16 protein-coding genes are annotated in these 20,629 nt (G+C 44.8%); 9 read left to right on the top strand and 7 right to left on the bottom strand.

The features are described from left to right. On the bottom strand, positions 1 to 1,827 hold a 1,827-nt coding region (locus RCH83_RS07705; RefSeq protein ID WP_306520676.1), incomplete at its 3' end, for a P-loop NTPase fold protein. A 404-nt stretch (positions 1,828 to 2,231) separates the two neighbouring features. Between RCH83_RS07705 and RCH83_RS07700 the strand changes: the two genes are divergently transcribed. From RCH83_RS07700 to RCH83_RS07690, 3 genes are read left to right on the top strand one after another with little or no spacing between them, the layout of a single operon-like run. Then, entirely contained in the window at positions 2,232 to 2,444 is a 213-nt protein-coding gene (locus RCH83_RS07700) for an AlpA family transcriptional regulator (protein ID WP_306520674.1), read from the top strand. Further along, a complete protein-coding gene (locus tag RCH83_RS07695; protein WP_306520672.1) occupies positions 2,434 to 2,805 on the top strand; it encodes a hypothetical protein in 372 nt (123 codons plus the stop codon). The genes RCH83_RS07700 and RCH83_RS07695 overlap by 11 nt, the downstream gene beginning before the upstream one ends. Continuing rightward, a complete protein-coding gene (locus RCH83_RS07690) occupies positions 2,802 to 4,139 on the top strand; it encodes a primase-helicase family protein (RefSeq protein ID WP_306520670.1) in 1,338 nt (445 codons plus the stop codon). The genes RCH83_RS07695 and RCH83_RS07690 overlap by 4 nt, the downstream gene beginning before the upstream one ends. 238 nt (positions 4,140 to 4,377) lie before the next feature. Here the strand turns inward: RCH83_RS07690 and RCH83_RS07685 are convergent, their stop codons facing one another. Further along, on the bottom strand, positions 4,378 to 5,379 hold the full coding sequence (locus tag RCH83_RS07685) for a hypothetical protein (protein WP_306520668.1): 1,002 nt from the start codon (positions 5,377 to 5,379) through the stop codon (positions 4,378 to 4,380). A 359-nt stretch (positions 5,380 to 5,738) separates the two neighbouring features. Between RCH83_RS07685 and RCH83_RS07680 the strand changes: the two genes are divergently transcribed. Together RCH83_RS07680 and RCH83_RS07675 are read left to right on the top strand one after the other, a co-directional pair. After that, positions 5,739 to 6,554: a hypothetical protein gene (locus RCH83_RS07680; protein WP_306520666.1), complete on the top strand. Its 816-nt coding sequence runs from the start codon at positions 5,739 to 5,741 to the stop codon at positions 6,552 to 6,554. Positions 6,555 to 6,704: 150 nt separating this feature from the next. Beyond that, entirely contained in the window at positions 6,705 to 7,274 is a 570-nt protein-coding gene (locus tag RCH83_RS07675) for a DUF4272 domain-containing protein (RefSeq protein WP_306520664.1), read from the top strand. Between the two features lie 897 nt (positions 7,275 to 8,171). Here RCH83_RS07675 and RCH83_RS07670 read toward each other — a convergent pair. Beyond that, positions 8,172 to 10,169, bottom strand: coding sequence for a urocanate hydratase (locus RCH83_RS07670; protein WP_306520662.1), 1,998 nt, complete (start codon positions 10,167 to 10,169; stop codon positions 8,172 to 8,174). A 12-nt stretch (positions 10,170 to 10,181) separates the two neighbouring features. Beyond that, positions 10,182 to 11,690 (bottom strand): histidine ammonia-lyase, encoded by a 1,509-nt coding sequence (hutH, locus tag RCH83_RS07665; RefSeq protein WP_306520660.1) that lies wholly within the window; start codon positions 11,688 to 11,690, stop codon positions 10,182 to 10,184. A 137-nt stretch (positions 11,691 to 11,827) separates the two neighbouring features. Between hutH and RCH83_RS07660 the strand changes: the two genes are divergently transcribed. Then, positions 11,828 to 12,724: a LysR family transcriptional regulator gene (locus RCH83_RS07660; RefSeq protein ID WP_306520658.1), complete on the top strand. Its 897-nt coding sequence runs from the start codon at positions 11,828 to 11,830 to the stop codon at positions 12,722 to 12,724. 99 nt (positions 12,725 to 12,823) lie between these two features. Here RCH83_RS07660 and RCH83_RS07655 read toward each other — a convergent pair whose 3' ends face one another. Continuing rightward, entirely contained in the window at positions 12,824 to 15,067 is a 2,244-nt protein-coding gene (locus RCH83_RS07655) for a TonB-dependent receptor (protein ID WP_306520656.1), read from the bottom strand. A 357-nt stretch (positions 15,068 to 15,424) separates the two neighbouring features. Then, complete coding sequence (locus RCH83_RS07650; protein ID WP_306520654.1) at positions 15,425 to 15,787, bottom strand: VOC family protein; 363 nt, start codon at positions 15,785 to 15,787, stop codon at positions 15,425 to 15,427. Between the two features lie 203 nt (positions 15,788 to 15,990). Between RCH83_RS07650 and RCH83_RS07645 the strand changes: the two genes are divergently transcribed. After that, positions 15,991 to 16,761 (top strand): ABC transporter substrate-binding protein, encoded by a 771-nt coding sequence (locus RCH83_RS07645; RefSeq protein ID WP_306520652.1) that lies wholly within the window; start codon positions 15,991 to 15,993, stop codon positions 16,759 to 16,761. Between the two features lie 143 nt (positions 16,762 to 16,904). On the opposite strand, the gene mtnK is transcribed toward RCH83_RS07645, so the two are convergent. Next, complete coding sequence (gene mtnK / locus RCH83_RS07640) at positions 16,905 to 18,110, bottom strand: S-methyl-5-thioribose kinase (RefSeq protein ID WP_306520650.1); 1,206 nt, start codon at positions 18,108 to 18,110, stop codon at positions 16,905 to 16,907. 248 nt (positions 18,111 to 18,358) lie between these two features. Here mtnK and RCH83_RS07635 point away from each other — a divergent pair, with 248 nt between their 5' ends. Together RCH83_RS07635 and RCH83_RS07630 are read left to right on the top strand one after the other, a co-directional pair. Beyond that, positions 18,359 to 19,138: an arylamine N-acetyltransferase gene (locus tag RCH83_RS07635; RefSeq protein ID WP_306520648.1), complete on the top strand. Its 780-nt coding sequence runs from the start codon at positions 18,359 to 18,361 to the stop codon at positions 19,136 to 19,138. Between the two features lie 229 nt (positions 19,139 to 19,367). Next, a complete protein-coding gene (locus RCH83_RS07630) occupies positions 19,368 to 20,594 on the top strand; it encodes a dipeptidase (protein ID WP_306520646.1) in 1,227 nt (408 codons plus the stop codon). The last annotated feature ends 35 nt before the right edge of the window (positions 20,595 to 20,629 follow it).

The raw sequence follows: 20,629 nt of genomic DNA, 5'->3' as shown, positions 1-20,629 counted from the left end.
CTTTTTGAAGTTTCTCAGCATTAAACCTTTTAAGTTTTTTGATTCTGATTTTTCGAGGAGAGAACCAAGGTTAATCCAAAAATCAATTTCTTCAATGAAGTATTTATAGCTCACTCTTCCTTCCATGAACATATCTTTTGAGTATCTATAATTTAATGCTCTGTGTAATTCGTGTAGAAATTTGTTTGATCTGGATGTTAGTTTAGTATGAAAGCTTTCAGGGTTGAATTTAGAAAATATAGGTTCCCATCTTTTATCACGCGTTAGGGAATTGTTTATATACTCAATGTTCTCGTTCTCCATCTCCTGTAAAAATGTAATAAAAGTTTCTTTTTCTCTTTCTTTTTGCTCGAGCTGGTGCAGGGTTGTATTTTTCTCTCTTATTAATCCAAAAATTTTTCTGAAGTCTTCATCTGTGTGCCTCATGTAGCCGAGGCCGGTACCGTTAAAATCAAGATCTATTTCAATTCTCTTATCTTTCCAAGGTGCTGAATGTGAGATTAAATCAATGTTGTTCTTGATGTGAAGAGCTATTTTTCTAGTACTGAAACTTGAAATGCCCTCTTTGTGAAAATATATAAGAAGTGCAGAAACATGTAAGAGAGTAGTTGGTTCTTCATATTTGTTATTTTTGAAATTCTCTATAACATCCATTAGCGCTTCAGAGAAATGACTGTCTTCATACTCCCAGTAATACCATAGCTTCATCCATGAAGGGCGTTCTTTTTCGTTTTCTCTAATAAATAATGACAAACCTCCTATTTCTTTATTTAGAGTGATTTCATCTATATCGCTTTTATAAATAATTCTTACCCAAGTTTGTTTTTTAAGAATGAAACCATATTCCAAGTTATACTTTTTAAAAATATCGTCAGATACTGAATGTTTATCTTTGTTGCCCTGTAAGCTTTTTAATAACTGGTTGTGGTTTTCTATTTCACTTTCTTTTAGTAATCCATGCTTTGACTCTATACTTAACATGAAAAAAACATACAAAAAGTTTGATGTGAAATTTATATTGCCTAGGAATTCAGGATTTACTTTATTTAATAACTGTTTGCAGTCAATTATTGATTGCTTAATGTGTCTAAGGTTGTTGTATCCAGCTCTCTCGTAGACATCAATTATTATGTTTTTATCAAAGTTGATGGAATCTATGGGGTTTTTCTCTAAGAAACAGTCTAAGATTTCAGAGAATTTGTTTCTGATTTCAAAGGTTTTACCTATGACCTTTTCTTTAAATTCACTGTATATTTTATCTTTGTCATTTTCTATTAATTTTTTCTCGTTTGCTATCAGTATAACTTTGAAAAATGACTCTTCAACAAGTTGGTTGATATAACCTAAAACTTCTTGTGGGTCGATCTGTGTTCTTTCCACGTCATCAAAAACAAATATAATTTCTTTATTTCTTGTGGATTTTTCTGAAAAAAAATCTGATAACTTAAATTCTTTGAAATCCGTGTTAACTGTTCCATCTTTTTTGCTATCGCCATTCCAATCTAGATCTATTCCAATTTTAAAAGCACTTTTAAGAATGCCCCCTGTTATCTTTGCATATTTTGAACCTAGTATTGGGTGGAGGCATTGAAATATGCGTTCATCAATTGATTCGGTCTTTTTCATCCCAAACAAGCTAACCTTTACAAATTTCTTTTCTAACGAGATACCTGTATTTGATTTTTCATTTTCAAATGAATATTTTTTTATAAAATCGTCTATGAAGTGTGTTTTTCCACTCCCCCATTCCCCTGATATTAATAATGCGTACTCTGGCATATCTAAACTTAGATAGTGCATTATATTATCTGAAATATGCTTGTTCAAAAGTCACTCCATTTTTAAATTAAATAGTTTTGCTAATTTAAAGTTTAATTTAGCATTTGAAGTAAATAGATAAATAAATCGATGAGTCAATAAGTCAATGATTTTAGAAAATAGAACGCCTTAAAATAACATATGGTGATAAGCCGAATTATTTTTCGAATCAACTGAATGGATTCTACTGTACTGGATTAATTATGAATTAAAAACCTGCTGAGTTCGGTACCAAGCTAACAGCAGGAAATCGATGTTGTTTGGCTCACAATTGAGATCACTGAAGCGCTCCAGTGATCACAAAACAGATCATTAGAGCGCTTCAATGATCTCAAGTGCTTTATATCCCTTCCGACATCAGCAAATATCCTCTTCGACAACATAACACCATCTAATCGAAGAGGAAAATATCCATGAGTTTAAAACTACTAAGTACCAAAGATGCGGCTGAAGTATTGGGCGTAAGCGTTGCATTTTTGGAGCGTGACCGCTGGGCGGGTGCCAGGGTGCCATTTGTAAAAGTTGGTTCCAGAGCTGTGCGTTACCGGATGTCAGATTTAACCAGTTACATAGACGGCAACGTTTTTCAGTCCACAAGCCAGGCTGGTGCACATTATGGCCGTTAACAGACAAACCCTAACCATTGCGGAGCAATCCGTTAACGGAATTGCTGAGCTCCAAGAAGTGCGGAAGCATACGAACGACTCCGTTAACGCAAATGCAGTTTCGAACAACTACGAAAACACCCGAACTGAATTTCCGAAAGCTGCCGGATTTTTCCGGCGTCTTTCGAAAACCTGTGTTCCGAAATTCCTGAACAACATTTCTGAAATTTCAGAAAGACGTTTCAGAAATAGCGGTCAGTTTTTCAGAAATATTTTTGAAAGTTTTCTGAAAAATTTCAGACGCAAAGCCGCGCCAGCTGTGGAAAGTTCAGAAACTGAGGTACTGCTGATTTATGTCGTTATTGTGAGGAAGTCCGCATGAATACTGGAATTGAGCCAGATGATAGCGAGCCAATGGAGCCGGTTGTGCCAAACACTATTAATGGCAAAGCTTTATCAGATAAGGAACTTGCTGTTTTAGTTGGCATGAACGACAAGTTTGCGCATGTAACTATGGGCGGCAAGCATCAGGTTATTTCTACCGGATTTGATGGCCGCAACATTGAATCATATCAGTACGAAAGTTTGACCGAATTTAAAAACCGCTTTTTGCACTTACCTACAATTGCAGGCATGAACCAGGGTGAAGCATGGCAAAAGTGGCCAGGTAAGCGTTATTACTCGGAAGGGTTAGCGTTTTGCCCCAACCCTGCCAAATGTAACCCTCACCAATACAACTTGTTTCGTGGCTTTGCCATAAAGCCGGTTGCAGGAACTGTTGAGCCTTTTATCCAGCATGTCACGCAAGTGGTGTGTGCGGCTGATTTACAGTCGGCCAAGTATGTGTTGCAGTTTTTTGCTCATATGCTGCAAAAGCCCGATGAAAAACCGTCAGTTGCTATTGTGATGAAGTCCATCGAGGGCACCGGCAAAGGCGCACTGATGCAACCTTTTTTAAATATCTGCGGTGAGTACGCCGCAGCAACCAACGGCGCATACCAGGTGACAGGCCGGTTTAACTCAGTGGTTGGTAACAAGCTGCTGATTTTCAGTGATGAAGTGGATTTAACCGATGCAAAATCAGCCGATAAGCTCAAAGCTTTAATAAGTGAGCCCACAGTGATGATAGAGCGAAAGGGTTTAGATGCCACTCCGGTAGGCAGCTACACACGCTTTGTTTTTGCCAGCAATATGGACACTGTTTTAAAGGCCGGTTCAAGAGAGAGGCGTTACCTGGTGCTGGAGCCATCTCCAGACTTGGCACAGGATAAAGATTATTTTGACCGCTACTTTGCCTGGTTAAACAATAACGGCGCAGCGCATTTAATGCATTACTTGTTAAACCTCGACATAAGCGACTTTGACCCACGTAAAGCACCATCAACACAAGCCTTGCTTGATGAGAAATTGGCTAGCTTACCAATGCCTTTAGCCTTTATGTATGAGGAACTTGGCAAGGACAAACCTTTTAATGGCATGGTGCGGCCTGAGCCAAAAGACATTCAAAGCATGTTTAGTGTGTTTCTGGAAAACAACGGTGAGCGCCAAACTGCCGCGCAAATGCGTAGCAGCCTGGGTAAATTGTTCAAAGATTTGCAGATTAAAAGTGTTGGCAGAGCTGGGCGTGGTCAAGTTTATGATTTTTCAGATATGGAAAGTATCAAACAAAGCTTTGCCCGCCGCATTGGTCAGTCTGTCAATGAACTGTTTTCTTGATATGACCTATACCACCTGTACCAGATTGGTATAGGTGGTATAGGTTTTCTTAGTTTTTGTTCTGCTGTGGTTAATTGCATTTCATCTACTACCTCATTGCATCCGTTCCTCACCACATGTTGCAAATTAGCAGTACCAAAACTTTCCAGTCAAAGCAGGCATACTGTCAGAAAGTAAAAGGGGGTTTGCTCCTTTCTCGGGTTATGAAATGCTCTGTTTAACATTCAATAATGTGGAATCAGTACAGCCAGCCTTCGTAGCAGTTTGCAGGAGTGCCCTCTTTTGCAATATCGTTTAGCACTGATGTTGCAGATTCATTTTTAGCCGCTTTTGCCTTTTTGAGTAAAACCAAACCGTCTATTTTTTTGTTGTTACAAACCAGATAAGCACCGTACCAAACCATTGCATCGTAGTTGTTTTTTTCACTAGCCCAGCGCATTAACTCAACCTGTTTATCCTTATCCGCAATATCTGCACGGTAAATAACAGCTGCTGCAGTGTTCTGATATTTATCAATTAACAAACGAAACATTGGTGCACTTCGAGTCGGATTAGCATCTAGAATTTCTTTTCCAAAATTTCCGGTTCTTACAGCATTAGCCAGTTCAAAAAGTTGAGTTTCGGGCAATGCTGCATAGTCGTCAGTGTCTTTAATTGACGGGGCAGTCTCTGGAGACTCCGCAGTATCAATCTGCTCTATCACCTGTTGAACATCCGAAGGGAAATTTGCGTTTGCCAAATCGAATTTTGCTAAATAATGCAGAGCTTCAGATTTTTCTTGAGCAGTAGGTGGTTCCATAAATTGCAGACTTTTTCCAAGTCTATAAACATGGCTGATATGTAAATGCATAGCTTGCTCTTGGCCACCTTCTGCAGCTTTATGCAACCATGTTTTGGTTTCTTTAGTTAGTTGCTCAACCAGTTCAAAATCATCCCGCGGGGATAATTGATATAGATAGTTCTTAAGCACCATTGCATAAAAAAACTGAAAATCCGGCACCCCACTATTAGCAAGCTCCTTCGCTAACACAGCTGCTTTGCTTGGACTCTTAGGGCTACCGAACTCTTCACTTCCTGAAGGATCCCACCCCCAAGAAGCTCGAGCTTGAGGAAAACAAATGTTCAGTGCACCTGCCAGTTCTTTAGCCTGCAATACTTGGACACAAGTATTTGCAACTGCTGGTGTTGCTTTTAACATGAGCAAAATCATAATCGATAAAGCCCAAATATTTTCCTTCATATATCCATATCCCTAAACAATTTTTATATCAGAATGACCAAACTAAAGCGGCTTTAAGCCCCCTGATCTGCCTGCATACTGCTGGCGCTGAGCATTCAATGTGGGTCTGACAGACTTGCAACTCTCAACAAACCAAAATAAATTCTACCATTGCGTTACTTTTTGATATACAGGAATGTCACATTTAGTTGCTTCAGCAGGGGATGACTTGCGGCAAAGTAGAGAGTCGCTATATTTGCGAGTTCATTGCAGGCTAAATGTTTTGTGCTAATAAGAGGTAAGATTTTCACCACAATATATAACCCCAAATCAGGCTCCTATCCTTTATCAAATATTGGCGTTGAAAGCTCCAGGAGAACTTGTTAGATTTATCGAAACAGGACGTTTACGTATTTTCAATGACTGAAATTTTAATTCCCTTCGCACTCAATAAAAATGGCGAGCAAGTGTCCGTCGACGAAGTTGAAAACGGACTTGGTTGTGAGTGCATCTGTATTTCTTGTAAATCAAGAATGGTTGCCAAAAATAACGGTTCTGAAAAGCAATCTCACTTTGCGCACTATCGGGCTGGGAAAGCTGATTTAAAATGCGACATTACCTTTGCAAATTCAGTGTTTTGGATGTCAGAAAGCATCATCACGACATCGCTCACAAACATAAAACTACTCACCCCAAATTTATTGTCTGAATACGATAATAAAACTGAAGTGACTTCCGCGGGAATTAGAGAGCTTGATGTTAAGACTGTCGATTTTTTTCCAAAAAACAACGGTTCATCTTGGACATTTGTTGTGGAAGTCATTGCCAATAATCTTCGTCGCCCACTAGCTATTACGCTTAGTTTTGATAAAGGCGATGGTTGTCATGGTGCAATTTCTTACAAAGGTAAATTTCTGTCGAACTTAGTCATTAATCTTTCAGAATTACATAAGATTTGGCGATTGAAAAAGGCTGGTTTTAGAGAATCATTGCATTATGAATTGTTTGAAAATCCAAATAACCGACGATGGGCATTCCATGAGCGCACAGCAAAAGTTCTGAAACAATTGGATGAACAGCGCTTATCTGGGATTAGCGCGATTAGACAAAACAGCCATTCTCAAAACACTATGTTTAGTGCAAAAGAACAAGCAAGTCTGGATCAGTTATACAGAGAATTAGAGCGAGAGCGATGAAGTGTCATTTTATAAAACATTTTTATCGCTGTCTTTGCTGTCTACAATGTGTCTACATGGCATTAATGTACTGGTGATAAGTCATTGATTTAATTTATTTATGTTTGTAATTGATAAATAATAAATTGTTAGGTATCTTCAGGAATATTTATGACAGTTGAAGAACAAATCGAGGATGACGAATACCGTTCTCCACAAGAAATAGCCAGGCGCGCAATCGTCCTTACAGCCCTCATAAAGGTAGTTTTTGGTGAGGACCAGAATCGCGTTTTTGACTGGTTAAAATCCGAAAATTTATGGGAAGAACTTTCACCTTATGAACTAGATTTCACAAAAAATACTAAAGATGAAAGAGCTTGCATAAACATATCCTGGCGATCTGAAGCTTTAGTTTCTTTGCTCTGGAGTATCAACAAAATAGTGGCACTGCCCGCTTTGAATGAACAAGTCGATTTCGTGCACATGTCAAAAGCAATACCCTGCTTTATGAAATCCACTTCCGATTTCATTCAGAAATGTCAATTAAGAAATGAATGTGAGATCGAGGATGAATATGAAAAAGTATTCGATGCGCACTGGAAGGTCAGGGATGCTCGTTTACATAAAAAAGCTAAACCAAAAGATATAGACTCTGGCATAGTTATGGAGAGGCACCATGGCTTTAATTATGTAATTGGCTATTGCGGGTTACCTTGGGATGAAATCACCACCGATACCTAACAAGCCAAAGCACTTTGTGCTGGCTAAAATGCGCCAGCATGGACTCGCTACACGTTGTTTCGCTCGCCCGTGTTTGGGACGTTAGCTTTACGGAGTAATTCGACCTGCATCGTATATGGAAACTAGAAAAAGGCAGCCCATTGCTTAGGGTGTTTGTGTGGCAAAATTTACCACAGAGGCAACTTAGAACATTGATTCACAGGTTTGCTACCAAAGAAGCTGCAAAGTTAAAGCAAGGCAGCCCTGAGTTTTATGTTTGGCGTGTGCGCAGACTCAAATCCGTTGCAGTTTTCGAGAAACGATTTGGCGGCGTACCGGCTATTTTCAAAATGCGTAAAATGACCGTTTTAAAGTCATATTACATAAATAACGGTGTTTACTTGTGGCCAACATCAACATTAATTACCACAAACTAAACAAAGCTAACAAACCGCGTCATTCGGGGCCTGCGGCCCCTGCGACGCTCACGAGTTCGGGGCGTTAATGTCGGCTCATCGTCAAAGCCCTTTTAACTTCCAGAACCTGCAGTAAAAAAAGCCCGTGCCATTTCAGCATCTTAATGCCCTTAGCAAACCAAACACCGGGAGCTGCGGAGTGAGCATTCAAGAGTGAGCGCGGGAGGCGCGAACGGGCGAACGCAGTAGTTGCCGGTGGTTGGTTACAATAGAAAATTGTGCAAAGCACAAAGCACAAAGCACAAAGCACAAAGCACAAAGCACAAAGCAGAATGCGGGTTACTGCCTCGATTTTTACTAGCACCAAAAACAAAAAAGATAAGCGCCTTGCGGCGCTTATCTTTTTTAAACTCACTTAAAAACAAAGCTGTTTAAAAGAGGGGCTGTTTAAAAGCAGCTTCTTTTTAAGAACGCTGCTAATTAAAAACGCAGCTATGCCAGCTTAAAACAACTGCTCAAGAATATCGTCGTCCACCCGGTTGGCCAGCGTTACCTGCAATTTAGGCGTGCGGGCCATTTCGCGTTTGATGGCAAAATCGGCTTCGTTATTGCGCGCCCAGCTGCGACGGGCGATGCCGTTGTTGACGTCAAAAAACAACATCGACTTTAAACGACGATCTGCCTCGCTTGAGCCGTCCAGCAACATGCCAAAACCGCCGTTCATCACCTCACCCCAGCCCACGCCGCCGCCGTTGTGGATCGACACCCAGGTGGCGCCGCGGAAGCTGTCGCCAATTACGTTGTGAATGGCCATATCGGCGGTAAAACGGCTGCCGTCATAAATGTTGGAGGTTTCACGGAACGGCGAGTCGGTGCCGCTGACATCGTGATGATCACGGCCTAATACCACTGGGCCAATGTCACCGCGTTTAATGGCTGCGTTAAAAGCAGCGGCAATTTCAGCACGGCCTTCTGCGTCGGCGTATAAAATCCGCGCTTGGGAACCGACCACCAGCTTGTTTTGTTTGGCATCCAGAATCCAGCTGATATTGTCTTGCATCTGCTGCTGAATTTCTTCCGGCGCTGCTAACATCAAACGCTTTAACACTTCAGCGGCAATAGCATCGGTTTTATCTAAATCTTCAGCTTTGCCGGACGCACAAACCCAGCGGAAAGGGCCAAAACCATAGTCAAAACACATAGGGCCTAAAATATCCTGCACATAAGACGGATATTTAAAGTCGATGCCGTTGGCGGCCATTACATCACCACCGGCGCGTGAGGCTTCCAGCAAAAACGCATTGCCGTAGTCAAAGAAATAAGTGCCTTTGGCCGTGTGTTTATTCACGATAGCGGCGTGGCGTTTTAAGGTGTCCTGCACCTTGGTTTTAAACAGCTCAGGCTCTTCACGGATTAACCTGTTGGCTTCGTCATAGGTAATACCCACAGGGTAATAACCGCCCGACCATGGGTTATGTAATGAGGTTTGGTCTGAACCTAAATGCACAAAAATATCTTCAGCGTCAAAGGCTTCCCATACATCCACCACGTTGCCGATATAAGCAATAGACACCACTTCGGCATTGGCCTGGGCTTGTTTTACCCGGCTAATTAAGGCTGGCATATTGTCAACAAGCTCATCCACCCAGCCTTGTTGATGGCGTTTAGTGGCGGCTTTTGGGTTTACTTCAGCACAGACGGTAATGCACTGCGCAATATTGCCGGCTTTTGGCTGAGCGCCGCTCATACCACCCAGGCCTGCCGTTAAGAAAATTTTGCCGTTTGGTGTGTCGCCTTTTTGCAGCACTTTACGAAAGGCATTCATCACTGTGATGGTGGTGCCATGCACTATGCCCTGCGGGCCAATGTACATAAAAGAGCCGGCTGTCATCTGGCCGTATTGGGTGACGCCGAGGGCATTAAACCGCTCCCAGTCATCAGGTTTGGAATAATTCGGGATCATCATACCGTTGGTGACGACCACTCTTGGCGCTTCCACGGAAGATGGGAATAAACCCATAGGATGGCCTGAGTACATATGCAAAGTCTGGTCTTCTGCCATCTCGCTTAAGTACTTCATGGTTAAGCGGTATTGCGCCCAGTTTTGGAATACTGCGCCATTGCCACCATAAGTAATCAGCTCTTCCGGATGCTGCGCCACTGCCGGGTCGAGGTTATTGTCAATCATCAACATAATGGCGGCAGCTTGCTGGCATTTGGCCGGATAATCGCTGATAGCACGGGCTTTAATTTCATAGTCCGGCTTAAAGCGGTACATATAAATACGGCCAAAGTCATTCAGTTCTTTGGCAAATTCCACTGCCAGTTCGCCATGCCAGGCTTTGGGGAAATAACGCAGCGCATTACGCACTGCCAGCTGTTTTTCCGCTTTGGTTAAAATGTCTTTGCGTTTAGGCGCGCGGTTGGCACCGGCCGGGTAGGCTTTGGCTGCTGGCAATTCTGCCGGAATACCTTGTTTAATCTGATCCTGAAAAGTCATCTGTTGCACTCCTTATTCATTCACCGCAAAGTCGACCTTCAAGGCCTGAGTTTTCACCAGTTTGATCATGGCGTCGATATCCGGTTTTAACAGCCGGTCTTCTTCCAGCTTGGCCACTTTGGCGCGGATAATGGCGTGGTTTTCTTCAATGAGATCTGAGCAGGTATTAGGGCGGCGGAATTCCAGCGCCTGGGCTGCGTACATCAGCTCAATAGCCAGGATTTTTTCCAGATTGCCTAAAATCTGATTCAGTTTACGACCGGAAATGCTGCCCATAGACACGTGATCTTCCTGACCCATAGAAGTAGGCACGCTGTCAGCAGATGGCGGGAAACATAAAGATTTGTTTTCTGTGACCAGTGCAGCTGTGGTGTATTGTGGGATCATCAAACCCGAATTTAACCCACCGGATTTGGTCAGCAACCGTGGCAAACCGTGTAAACCTTCCAGCATTAAATAACAACGACGGTCAGAGATATTGCCAAGTTCAGCAGCGGCAATGGAAGTGTAATCCAGCACCATGGCCAGCGGCTGACCGTGGAAACCACCACCGGACAGCGCTTCTTCGCTGCTAATCACAATAGGGTTGTCGGTGACTGAGTTCATTTCAATTTCAACCAGCTCTTTGAGGTGGTTAAAAGCGTTGCGTGACGCGCCATGTACCTGCGGAATACAACGTAAAGAATAAGGGTCCTGCACCCGGGCACAGCCGGTGTGAGAGGCCATATTTTGTGAGTTTTTAAATAAACGGCGCATGCGCGCTGCGACTTCGATATTGCCGGCAAAAGGGCGGATTTCGTGTAATTCAGGGCGAAACGGTGAGCCGCTGCCTTGCATACCTTCAATACTCATGGCACCTGCTACATCGGCTAAATTCAGCAGATATTGCATTTTGGTCAGTGCAGTAATGCCGTGTGACAAAATAAACTGGGTGCCGTTAATCAGGCCCAAACCTTCTTTGGCCTGTAATTCCAGCGGCTCTAAGCCATGTTGTTGTAAAGCTTCAATGGCAGCTACGCTGCTATTACCAGCCCAGAATTCACCTTCACCAATCAGTGGCAGGAATAAATGCGACAAAGGTGCTAAGTCGCCTGAAGCACCGACAGAACCTTGCTCCGGCACCACTGGGATCAGATCCAGTTCAACAAACTTCAGCATGCGCTCTATCACTTCCAGCCGCACACCAGAATAACCCTGGCTCAGTGCATGTACTTTGGTGATCAACATCAGTTTGGAAATCGCTTTGGCAATAGGCTCGCCTACACCAACTGCGTGGGTGATCAGCAGGTTTTTTTGCAACAACGCAGTTTCAGCCGGAGAAATCTGGGTGTCACATAAAGGGCCAAAACCGGTATTAATGCCATAAATGGCTTTGCTGGATGCTGCCATTACATCAACACGGCTGCGGCTTAGGTTAATTTTGGCGATAGCTTCGGCGCAAAGTTCTGCTTTGATGCTGCCTTCGGCAATGCCGTTGACTGTGGCTAAGTCCAGATGATCAATACCGTATTTAAATGTCATGGTTTATTCCTTAAATCTCTCGTGGTGCTGCGGCCTGAAAGGCGCTTGATACCCAAATGCTAGCTTGTGTCAGATGTTTTATAAATACATAATAATCGTATCTTATTCCGGTTTTATCGAACTAAAAGGGGCGGCAGATGCAGGTGCATGACGTTGATTTACGGTTATTGCGTATTTTTGTCACTATTGTGGAGTCCGGTGGTTTGTCGGCCGCCGAATCCAGGCTGAATATTGGCCGTTCTACCATCAGCACCCATTTATCTGATTTGGAAATCCGTTTAGGCGTAACCCTTTGTAAACGTGGCCGCAGTGGTTTTGAGCTGACCGACGCTGGCCGTATTACTTATCAGGCATCTTTAGAGTTGCTGCAACAATGTGAAACCTTTGCCAGCACAGTGGCAGGTTCTAAACACAATTTGTCGGGCCGGGTCACCATCGCCATTATTGATACTCTGGTCAGCGACCCCCGTTGTGGGGTGGCGCAGGCTATAGCGACGCTGAAAGATAAAAGTAATAACCTGCAGTTTGATATGCATGTCTGTGAAGCGCGGGAAGTAGAAACCTCAGTGGCCAATGGCCGCTCTTTAGTGGGCATAGGGGTCAGCCGGCATCATATCCGCGGCTTGGATTACGAACCGCTGCATCTGGAAACCAACTATTTGTATTGTGCCAAAGGCCATCCGCTTTTTGGTTGTGATGCCAAGCATATCAATAGCTTATTGGCGCAGGCGGAAGTGATTACCAGTAACTATATGCGGGATAAAGAAATCCGTAATGACGGCCTGAATTACCAGAACAGCGCCAGCGCTTATCATGACGAAGGTATTGCGCATTTAATTTTATCCGGCAAATTTATTGGTTATTTGCCAGAGCATTACGCCAGTTATTGGGTGGAAAAAGGCTTGTTTCAGGCCATTCGGCCGGACAAATTTAATTACCAAATTCCGGTGGTGTTGATCACCTCAAAAAGTAACGCCGCTTCACCATTGGCGCAGGCCACTATTAAAGCCATTAAAGATTGTCACAGGCGTTAAATCTGTTGCCAGACAAAAAAAACAAGGCGCTGCGGCGCCTTGTTTATCTTCGTAATCAGCTTTTCCACTCAAGTCATGTCGGGGAATCGCTTTGAGTGATTAGAAAAAGCTTTTCTTAAACTCAATACCGACCATACGAGGTTCGTTCACAAAACCGGTCAGGTTGGCAAAGTCGACTGCACCTTTGACATTATCTTCGTCGGTAATATTGCGGCCGTATAACGCCACTTCGTAGTTACCGTCGTAGTTCTGGTAGCCAATACGCAAGCCTGCTTCCATATTGTCGTCGGTTTTAAATTCAACAGCGTCATACAGGAACAGGTTGGTTTCACCCTGGAAAGCCACATCTGTGTAGAAGTAGATTTCGCCTGTGCTTACCGGAATATCATAACGGGCGTTTAACGTCAGGATAGTTTCAGGCGCTTGCGGGAATGGGTTGCCATTGACATAAGCCAGAGTTTTGCCAGGCACCTGAATGGTTTGATCCAGTGGCGTACACATGCCAGAACCACAGACACCTACTAATAAGTTCGGGTCTTTTAACTCAGTTTTGTTGTAGCTAAAACCACCACCTAAGGTCAGGTTGCTCAGTGCACGCCAGTCGGCGTCAATTTCAAAACCATAACCTGTGCCTTCTTCAGCATTCACCAGCGAGTTGCCGTTGTTGTTACCACCAATGGCCGACAGCTGCATTTCGTCGATGTTGTAATAGAACACAGCACCGTTTAAGCGCAGCGTGTTACCCAGTAAGTCTGACTTAGCACCAAGCTCAATAGAGTTGATGGTTTCAGATTCTGCTGTGGTTGGATCTTCTTCAAAAGCCACGTTACGGCCCTGAATGGACTGAGCGCGGAAACCGTTGGCAAAGCGGGCAAACAATGACGTCTGGTCGGTTAAACGGTAGTTGGTCGCCAGTTCCCAGCTGACCTGGCCATCGCTTAAGTCAATTGGGGCGTAGTTCTGAATTTGCGCTACACCAATCACCAAAGCAAAACCATTGACGTTTTGTTCGCCAACATCAAATGATTTTTTGTCGTGAGTGTAACGAATACCACCTGTCACATCCCAACGGTCGTTCAGGTTGTAAGTGCTTTGACCAAATACCGCCCAGCTTTGGTTGTCATGGTATACCGAAGTTTGACCAAAAAAACCGTCGATACTGGTCACGCCAAAAGATGAGTCGAAGTAAAAAGCACCCACCTGCCATTCCAGCGCTTCGCTGGTGTCGCTGGCTAAACGGAATTCCTGAGTGAATTGTTTTAAATCTTTGAGCTGATCTTCAGTCACTGCATTACCAACTGCAGAAGGACCCGGACCTGCTTCAGTACCACCGTCAATATCACCACGGCCATTACCGTCGGCTTGTTCGTGGGCGGTAATAGAAGTAAAGGTCATGTTGTTCAGGTCAAAATCCAGTTTTAATGAGGCACCTGAGTTGTCATATTTCTGGAAGTTGTTGCCGCCATCATAAGCCACGTTGTCGCGGTCATAATTGGCATTCAGCTCATTGCTGCCTTTGGTAAAAACGTTACGGCGGAAAATAGACGAAGTACCGTCCAGTTTACGACCGTGCACGTTTAATAAAGCGCTGACATCGCCTTTTTCGTATAAAAATTGCAGACGACCGGCAGTTTCATCAAAACCACCCATCACGTCTTTTTCATTGGTAAAAGTATTGTTGATATAGTGGTCGCGGTGTTGCGACAACACAGAGACCCGGGCTGACAATTCGTCGGTCAGGCCTGAGCCGACTGCGGCTTCGACATTACGGGTGCCGTAGTTACCTAACGAAAATTTGGTATAAGCATCAAAGTCCTGGCGTGGTTTGGCTGTGCTGAACTTTACAATACCAGCTGTAGTGTTGCGGCCGAATAACGTGCCTTGTGGGCCACGCACCACTTCCACCTGTTCAATATCAAACAGCGGGAAGCTTTTTAAAATAACGTTTTCTAATACCACGTCATCCATAATCACCGACACCGGCTGAGAAGCCGCCAGGTCAAAGTCGGTATTGCCTAAACCACGGATATAAAAACGCGGTGCAGCACGGCCGTTGGACGATTCGGCATATAAACCAGGTACTTTTACGCCCAGTGCCTGAATGTCATCACCGGCAGAAAAAATAGCGTCAAATTTTTCGCCCGATAAAGTGGCAACAGAAATAGGCACTTCCTGGGTACTTTGCACACGTTTTTGTGCTGTAACCATAATACGTTCAAGTTGCTGATCGTCCTGTTTGGCTTTGTCTTTTTCCTGGGCCAGAGCTGCAGGAGAAAGACCAACAGTGGCAGCGATTAAGGCGGCCTGGATCTGCACGGCTAACAGAGATTGTTTGCTTTTCATCAGTGGATACCCTTAGTTTGAGCCTGATTGGGGTGGAGCGTCTTTGCGCTTTCACGTTATGACCTGAGCGATAACAGTATGTTGGAGCAACTGCTTAGGTGTAGCAGTTTTCACGCTGCCCGCCAGCTCAGCTGTATTGGCGTGACCACAATTCAGCTGGATTTAACAGCGCTAATATACCATTGAATTGCTTTAACTGCTTGTTATTGACGGAGTTAGCTGCATTTGGCTGCAAATTAGGGATAAATGTCAGAAAAACGCTAACCGGAAGGAAGTTTGAGTTTAATCTGTTGTTGTGGTTGAAGTTGTTGTGCCAAAAACAGCGGTCAACCTGGCGTCAGGTTAACCGGTCAGCGGTTATTTTGGTTGCCAAAGCTCAAACCTGTTGCCCTCGGGGTCAAAGGCCCAGCCAAAATCGCCATAATCGCCGGATTCCCGCTGTTCATCCACCCGCACGCCTGCGGCTTGCAGCTGTGCCAGCATGGCGTTTAAATCGTCCACCCGGTAATTCAGCATCATTTGTTGTTCCGGCCGGCCAAAATAGTCACTGCTGGCGGCAAAAGTAGACCAGACAGTTTCGTCCTGGCTTTGGGCAATAAAACTGCCATAAGGACTGCCTGGAGACAGCGGCACGCCCAGATGCTGCTGATACCACAATGCCAGTGCCATGGGGTCTTGCGCTTTGAGGAAAACACCACCTATACCTGTCACTTTTTGCATTTTATTGCCTCTTTTAATGTTGATGCCGGGCTCAGTTGTAGCATGCTTAACCTGAAACCCCAAAGTGCGGAAGTTCAGCTTCTGACATTCCACAGATGTGAATTGCCACTTCCGGTGGTAAAAACTCGGCCAGCTATTTATCTGCCAAACAGAATGCAGTAACTTGTTTTACCGAAATTCTGTGATTTGCCGGAGATGTTGTAGTGAAAGGATTGTCGAGGGGTGTATTAGCGCTGTTATGTCTTGCATTTAACCTGCAAGCCACTGCTTGCCAACTCCGCTTTGCAGCTGAAACCGATTTTCCGCCCCATCTGATTAAAAACGATGAGCAGCACTGGCATGGGCAAACTGTGGAACTGCTACAGGCATTAGCGGTTAAAGTGGGCTGTAACATTGATTATCGCTCAAGTCCCTGGCTGCGTTCGTTGATGCAATTAAAAAGTGGTGAACTGGATGTGATCAGTCACCTGTACCTTAACGCTGAGCGTGAAAAAGATTATTATTTTATCGGCCCACATCATCTGGAAGCAATTTGGTTGATTGGCAAAGCAGCCGATTTTAAAGAGGTGACCACCTTAACCGATACCATAAACCTCAAGCCCGCCCCCCGTATTGCGGTATTAAACGGTGCTTATTATGGTGAGGATTTTGCGGCGGTTCAGCGCAAGCCGGGCTTTGCGGCGTTGTTGGTACCTATCAGCAGTATTCAGGATAAATTAGCCCTGCTGAATGCCGGCCGGGTAGACGCCATCCTGGAAGACCGCTCTGTGCTGCACTATTGGCAAAGCCATCAACAAAAAAGTGCCGGTTTATACCAGCCCATAGTACAGATCTACCAGGCACCGGTTTATTTTGGCTTTAGCAAAAAAAGCATCAGTGCAGCCCAGTTTGCCAAACTGCAACAAGCCTGGCTGGCTATGGAAAAAGACCAGACAGTGCGCAATATTCAGCAACGTTATCAACCACAACTGTAATGACAAATACACCGGCAGCCAGATTGGGTCCAACAGCTTGGGTTGCTACAAGCAGTACAGATAGGTCTTAGCCCTGGTTCTGAATCAGAGTTGCCGCACTGAGGGGGCAGCCTTGTATCATGCCGCAGCCCTTGTCACAGTGCTTATTGCGTTTGCAGATCCTGCAACGGACTTAGCAACTGACTGATACTGCTGACTTCAGTGTGATGCATAATCAAACGGCAGCCCAGTGTAATGGCTTGCTGCTGCGCCTGTTGTCTGGCAGTGGCGTTGGCAATTTGTTTAAATTCGGCGGCTGGAAAAGCGCCAATCACACGGCGAATAAGCTCTGCACCGGCAAAACCCACACTATAACGCAGCACCTGTAACACAAATTGTTGTTGATAAGCGCTGTTGCCCCAGAGCGGATCGCGGCAGTGCTGCTGGCATAAGGTGATAAAAATTTTCGAAAAATGTGACCAGCAGTTTTTAATCTGGTTGTGAAGGTAATTTTGTTGGTCGCGGGCACGGCCAACATCCTCTATCACCCCTGGCGCAGCGCAGTATTGCAACATCAGGCTGCCAAATAAAATACCTAAATCAAAACCTACAGGGCCATAACAGGCAAATTCGGCATCTATTACTTTGAGTTCGTCACCACAAACAAAAATACTGCTGCAGCCCAAATCGCCATGTTGTAACGCCTGCGGACTGCTGCGATAAGCGGCTCTTAAACTTGCCACCTGCGTATGCAGCTGTTCGTCCTGCCATAGCTGGCGGGCCATCTGTTGCAAATGGGGTTGATGCTGATTACGTTCGTGGTTGATATAAGGGTCGCTTAATAACAAATCTTCGATGATCTGCTGCGCTTCCGGGTTACTGAATTTATGCCTGGCTGCGGTTTTACCGGCAATATTGCTGGCAAAGTCGCTGCTGGAAAAGCTGTTGTGTGCCAGTAAAGTGGCCAGCTGTTCACCCAACTGCTGAAACTGCCGGCCACTGGCCAGAGTTTTACTCAACAGTTCATATTCGGCTAAATCTTCCAGCAACATCGCAGCCTGACTGGTGTCGTAATGCAACACTTCCACCACATGTGCAGGCGCAGCTTTGCCAAGCTGAATTAAGGCTTCGGCTTCAATACGCAGCCGGTCCAGGCTTAACGGCCATTGTTCACTTAAACCCCGCGCTACCGGCAACGCCTGTTTCACCACCAGACTGGTGCCAAACTGGTTTTTCACCCTAAACACCTGGTTCATATGGTTTTCACCAAAACTGACGCTGGTCAGTTTGCTGTGAACACCAAATAACTCGCTGTGATCATTGGCAAAAATGGCGGCATCTTCAGGGGTAAAACGGTGGTATTGCGACATAACTCTGACCTTAAAACTGAGATAAAACATCATCGCAAAGCCTGAGGTTCTCAGCAATGGCTTTATGCACGCCAGATGCTGAGTGAAAACAGACGGATAGTTGCCGGTTTTTTGCACCTTGAAGTTCAGGCGGGCCGGACTTTGTTATTTTGCGCTGAAAAGACGTTTTCTATGCTGCAAGCCAATAGCAGCAAGCGGTGAAATCGGTGACAATAACGGCGTTTTCAGCCAGCAGCGCGGAGTAAAAGATGTACGCCAGCAATTTTAACCTTGATTTATACCTTCAACGCATTGGCTACCAGCAGCCAGTGCGCCCGGATATCCAGACTGTCACAGCTTTGATGAAACAGCAGCTGCGTACAGTCGCTTTTGAAAACCTCGATGTGCAGGCGAAAAAAATAGTGTCCTTAGTGCCTGAAGATATCGTTGAAAAAATAGTAGGGGCTAGCGGCGAAGCTCGCCGTGGGGGTTATTGTTATGAAGTGAATGGCCTTTTTGCCATGGCCATCACAGCACTGGGGCTGGAGTATCAGTTTGTATTTTGCCGGCCAATGTTTTACCCGATGCGCCGGCCTAAAACCCATATGGCGTTATTGGTGAAAGTGGAAGGGCAACAGCTGCTGTGTGATTTAGGTTTTGGCAGTTATGGTTTGCGCGCGCCTATTGCACTGTGTGACATAAATTTGCCGCAGCCGCAGGATTTTGATTTGTTCCGCTTAATTAGCCCGGAGCCAGGCCAATATGTGTTGCAGGCACAATTGGAAAATAATTGGGTCAACCAATACGGTTTTGATTTATATGCCGCCGATTGGCTGGATTTTATGCCGGCGAATTTTTTAAATTCGACTCATCCCGACACTATTTTTGTGCAAAAACTGCTGGTGATTTTACAAACAGCACAAGGCCGCAAGATGTTGGTTGGCAATGAATTTAAACAAACAGTCCGTGGTGTTACCGAGGTTGAGTTGATAGCAGCCGACGCCGTTGCAGCTTTACTTGAGCGCGAATTTGGCCTGGTTGCCGGCTAATACCAGATTGCTGGTTAAAGCCAGATTGCCGGTATTAAGCTGAAGTAAGTCACTATCTGGTGTTTACTTCGGCCAAAACCGGAAAATAAACGCCGGATGGCATCGTCGCTTGAGTCATTTTTGTTTTATGCTGGCAAAAACAATGATTAATCAGTGCTTTTTATTTGGTTGTTGCTGAATAAAACGCTGACCATGCCGGGCCAACCGGCTTTTCCAGAAGGAACATCCAGTGTTAAAACCATCCCTGATTGCCCTGACACTTACCGCTGTGCTGGCCGGTTGCAGCAGCACTTCCAATAGCATGGCTGGCAGCAGCGCAACAGCAGCTGTTGCCAAAGACCCAGCCGCCCGTGCCCAGCAGCTGGCGCAACAAATGTTGATAGTGGACACCCATATCGACGTGCCTTACCGCTTACAGGAAAAATGGGAAGATGTCAGTGTGGCAGCGCCAGGTGGCGACTTTGATTACCCACGCGCCAAAGCCGGTGGTTTAAACGCACCTTTTATGTCGGTGTATATTCCGTCCAGTTATGAAAAATCCGGTGGTGGTTATTTGTTGGCCAACCAGCTGATTGACGGTATGGAAGCTTTGGTTGGCCGGGCGCCGGACAAATTTGCTATGGCTTATAAAGCGGACGATTTAGCCGAACATTTTAAAGCCGGCAAAATTTCACTGGCGCTGGGTATGGAAAACGGCACGCCGATAGACGGCAAACTGGAAAACTTACAGCATTTTTATCAGCGTGGTATTCGTTACATTACTTTGACCCATTCGGAAAGTAACCATATTTCCGACTCCAGCTACGACATGCGCCGCAAATGGAAAGGTTTAAGTCCTTTTGGTGAAAAAGTGGTGGCTGAGATGAACCGTCTCGGCATGATGATTGATATTTCGCATGTGTCGGATGACGCTTTTTATAAAGTGATTCAGCTGACTAAAGCGCCGGTCATCGCATCGCATTCGTCACTTCGCAGTTTTGTGCCTGGTTTTGAACGGAATATGGACGATGCCATGATTAAAGCCCTGGCAAAAAACGGCGGTGTGATTCAGATTAACTTTGGTTCTTCTTTTGTGGTGTCGCAGGCCAATCAGTGGGGTTTACAGTTCAGAGCTGCGCTGGCCGCTGCGCCTAAAGGCACAGATGAAAAAACTTTCCGTGCTGAGTATCTGAAACAACATCCATATCCTTTTGCCAATGTCGACACTGTGCTTGATCACATCGATTACGTCACCAAACTGGTGGGTGTGGATTATGTCGGTATAGGTTCAGATTTTGATGGTGTTGGTGATTCTCTGCCCGATGGTTTAAAAGATGTATCTATGTACCCGAACCTGATTGCAGGTTTAATTCGCCGGGGTTATAACGAAGCCGATATTGAAAAAATTCTGTCTGGTAATTTATTAAGAGTTTGGCGTCAGGTAGAAGCTCAGGCTGCTCTGCAACAAGCAGGCTGAGATTGGTTTTTTAAAAAAAGCGCCTGATCGGCCGA

The organism is Rheinheimera sp., assembly GCF_030824435.1.
Classification (GTDB): domain Bacteria; phylum Pseudomonadota; class Gammaproteobacteria; order Enterobacterales; family Alteromonadaceae; genus Pararheinheimera.
Note: the sequence above shows the minus strand (reverse complement) of the source record. Positions and strands in the feature narration are given on the sequence as shown.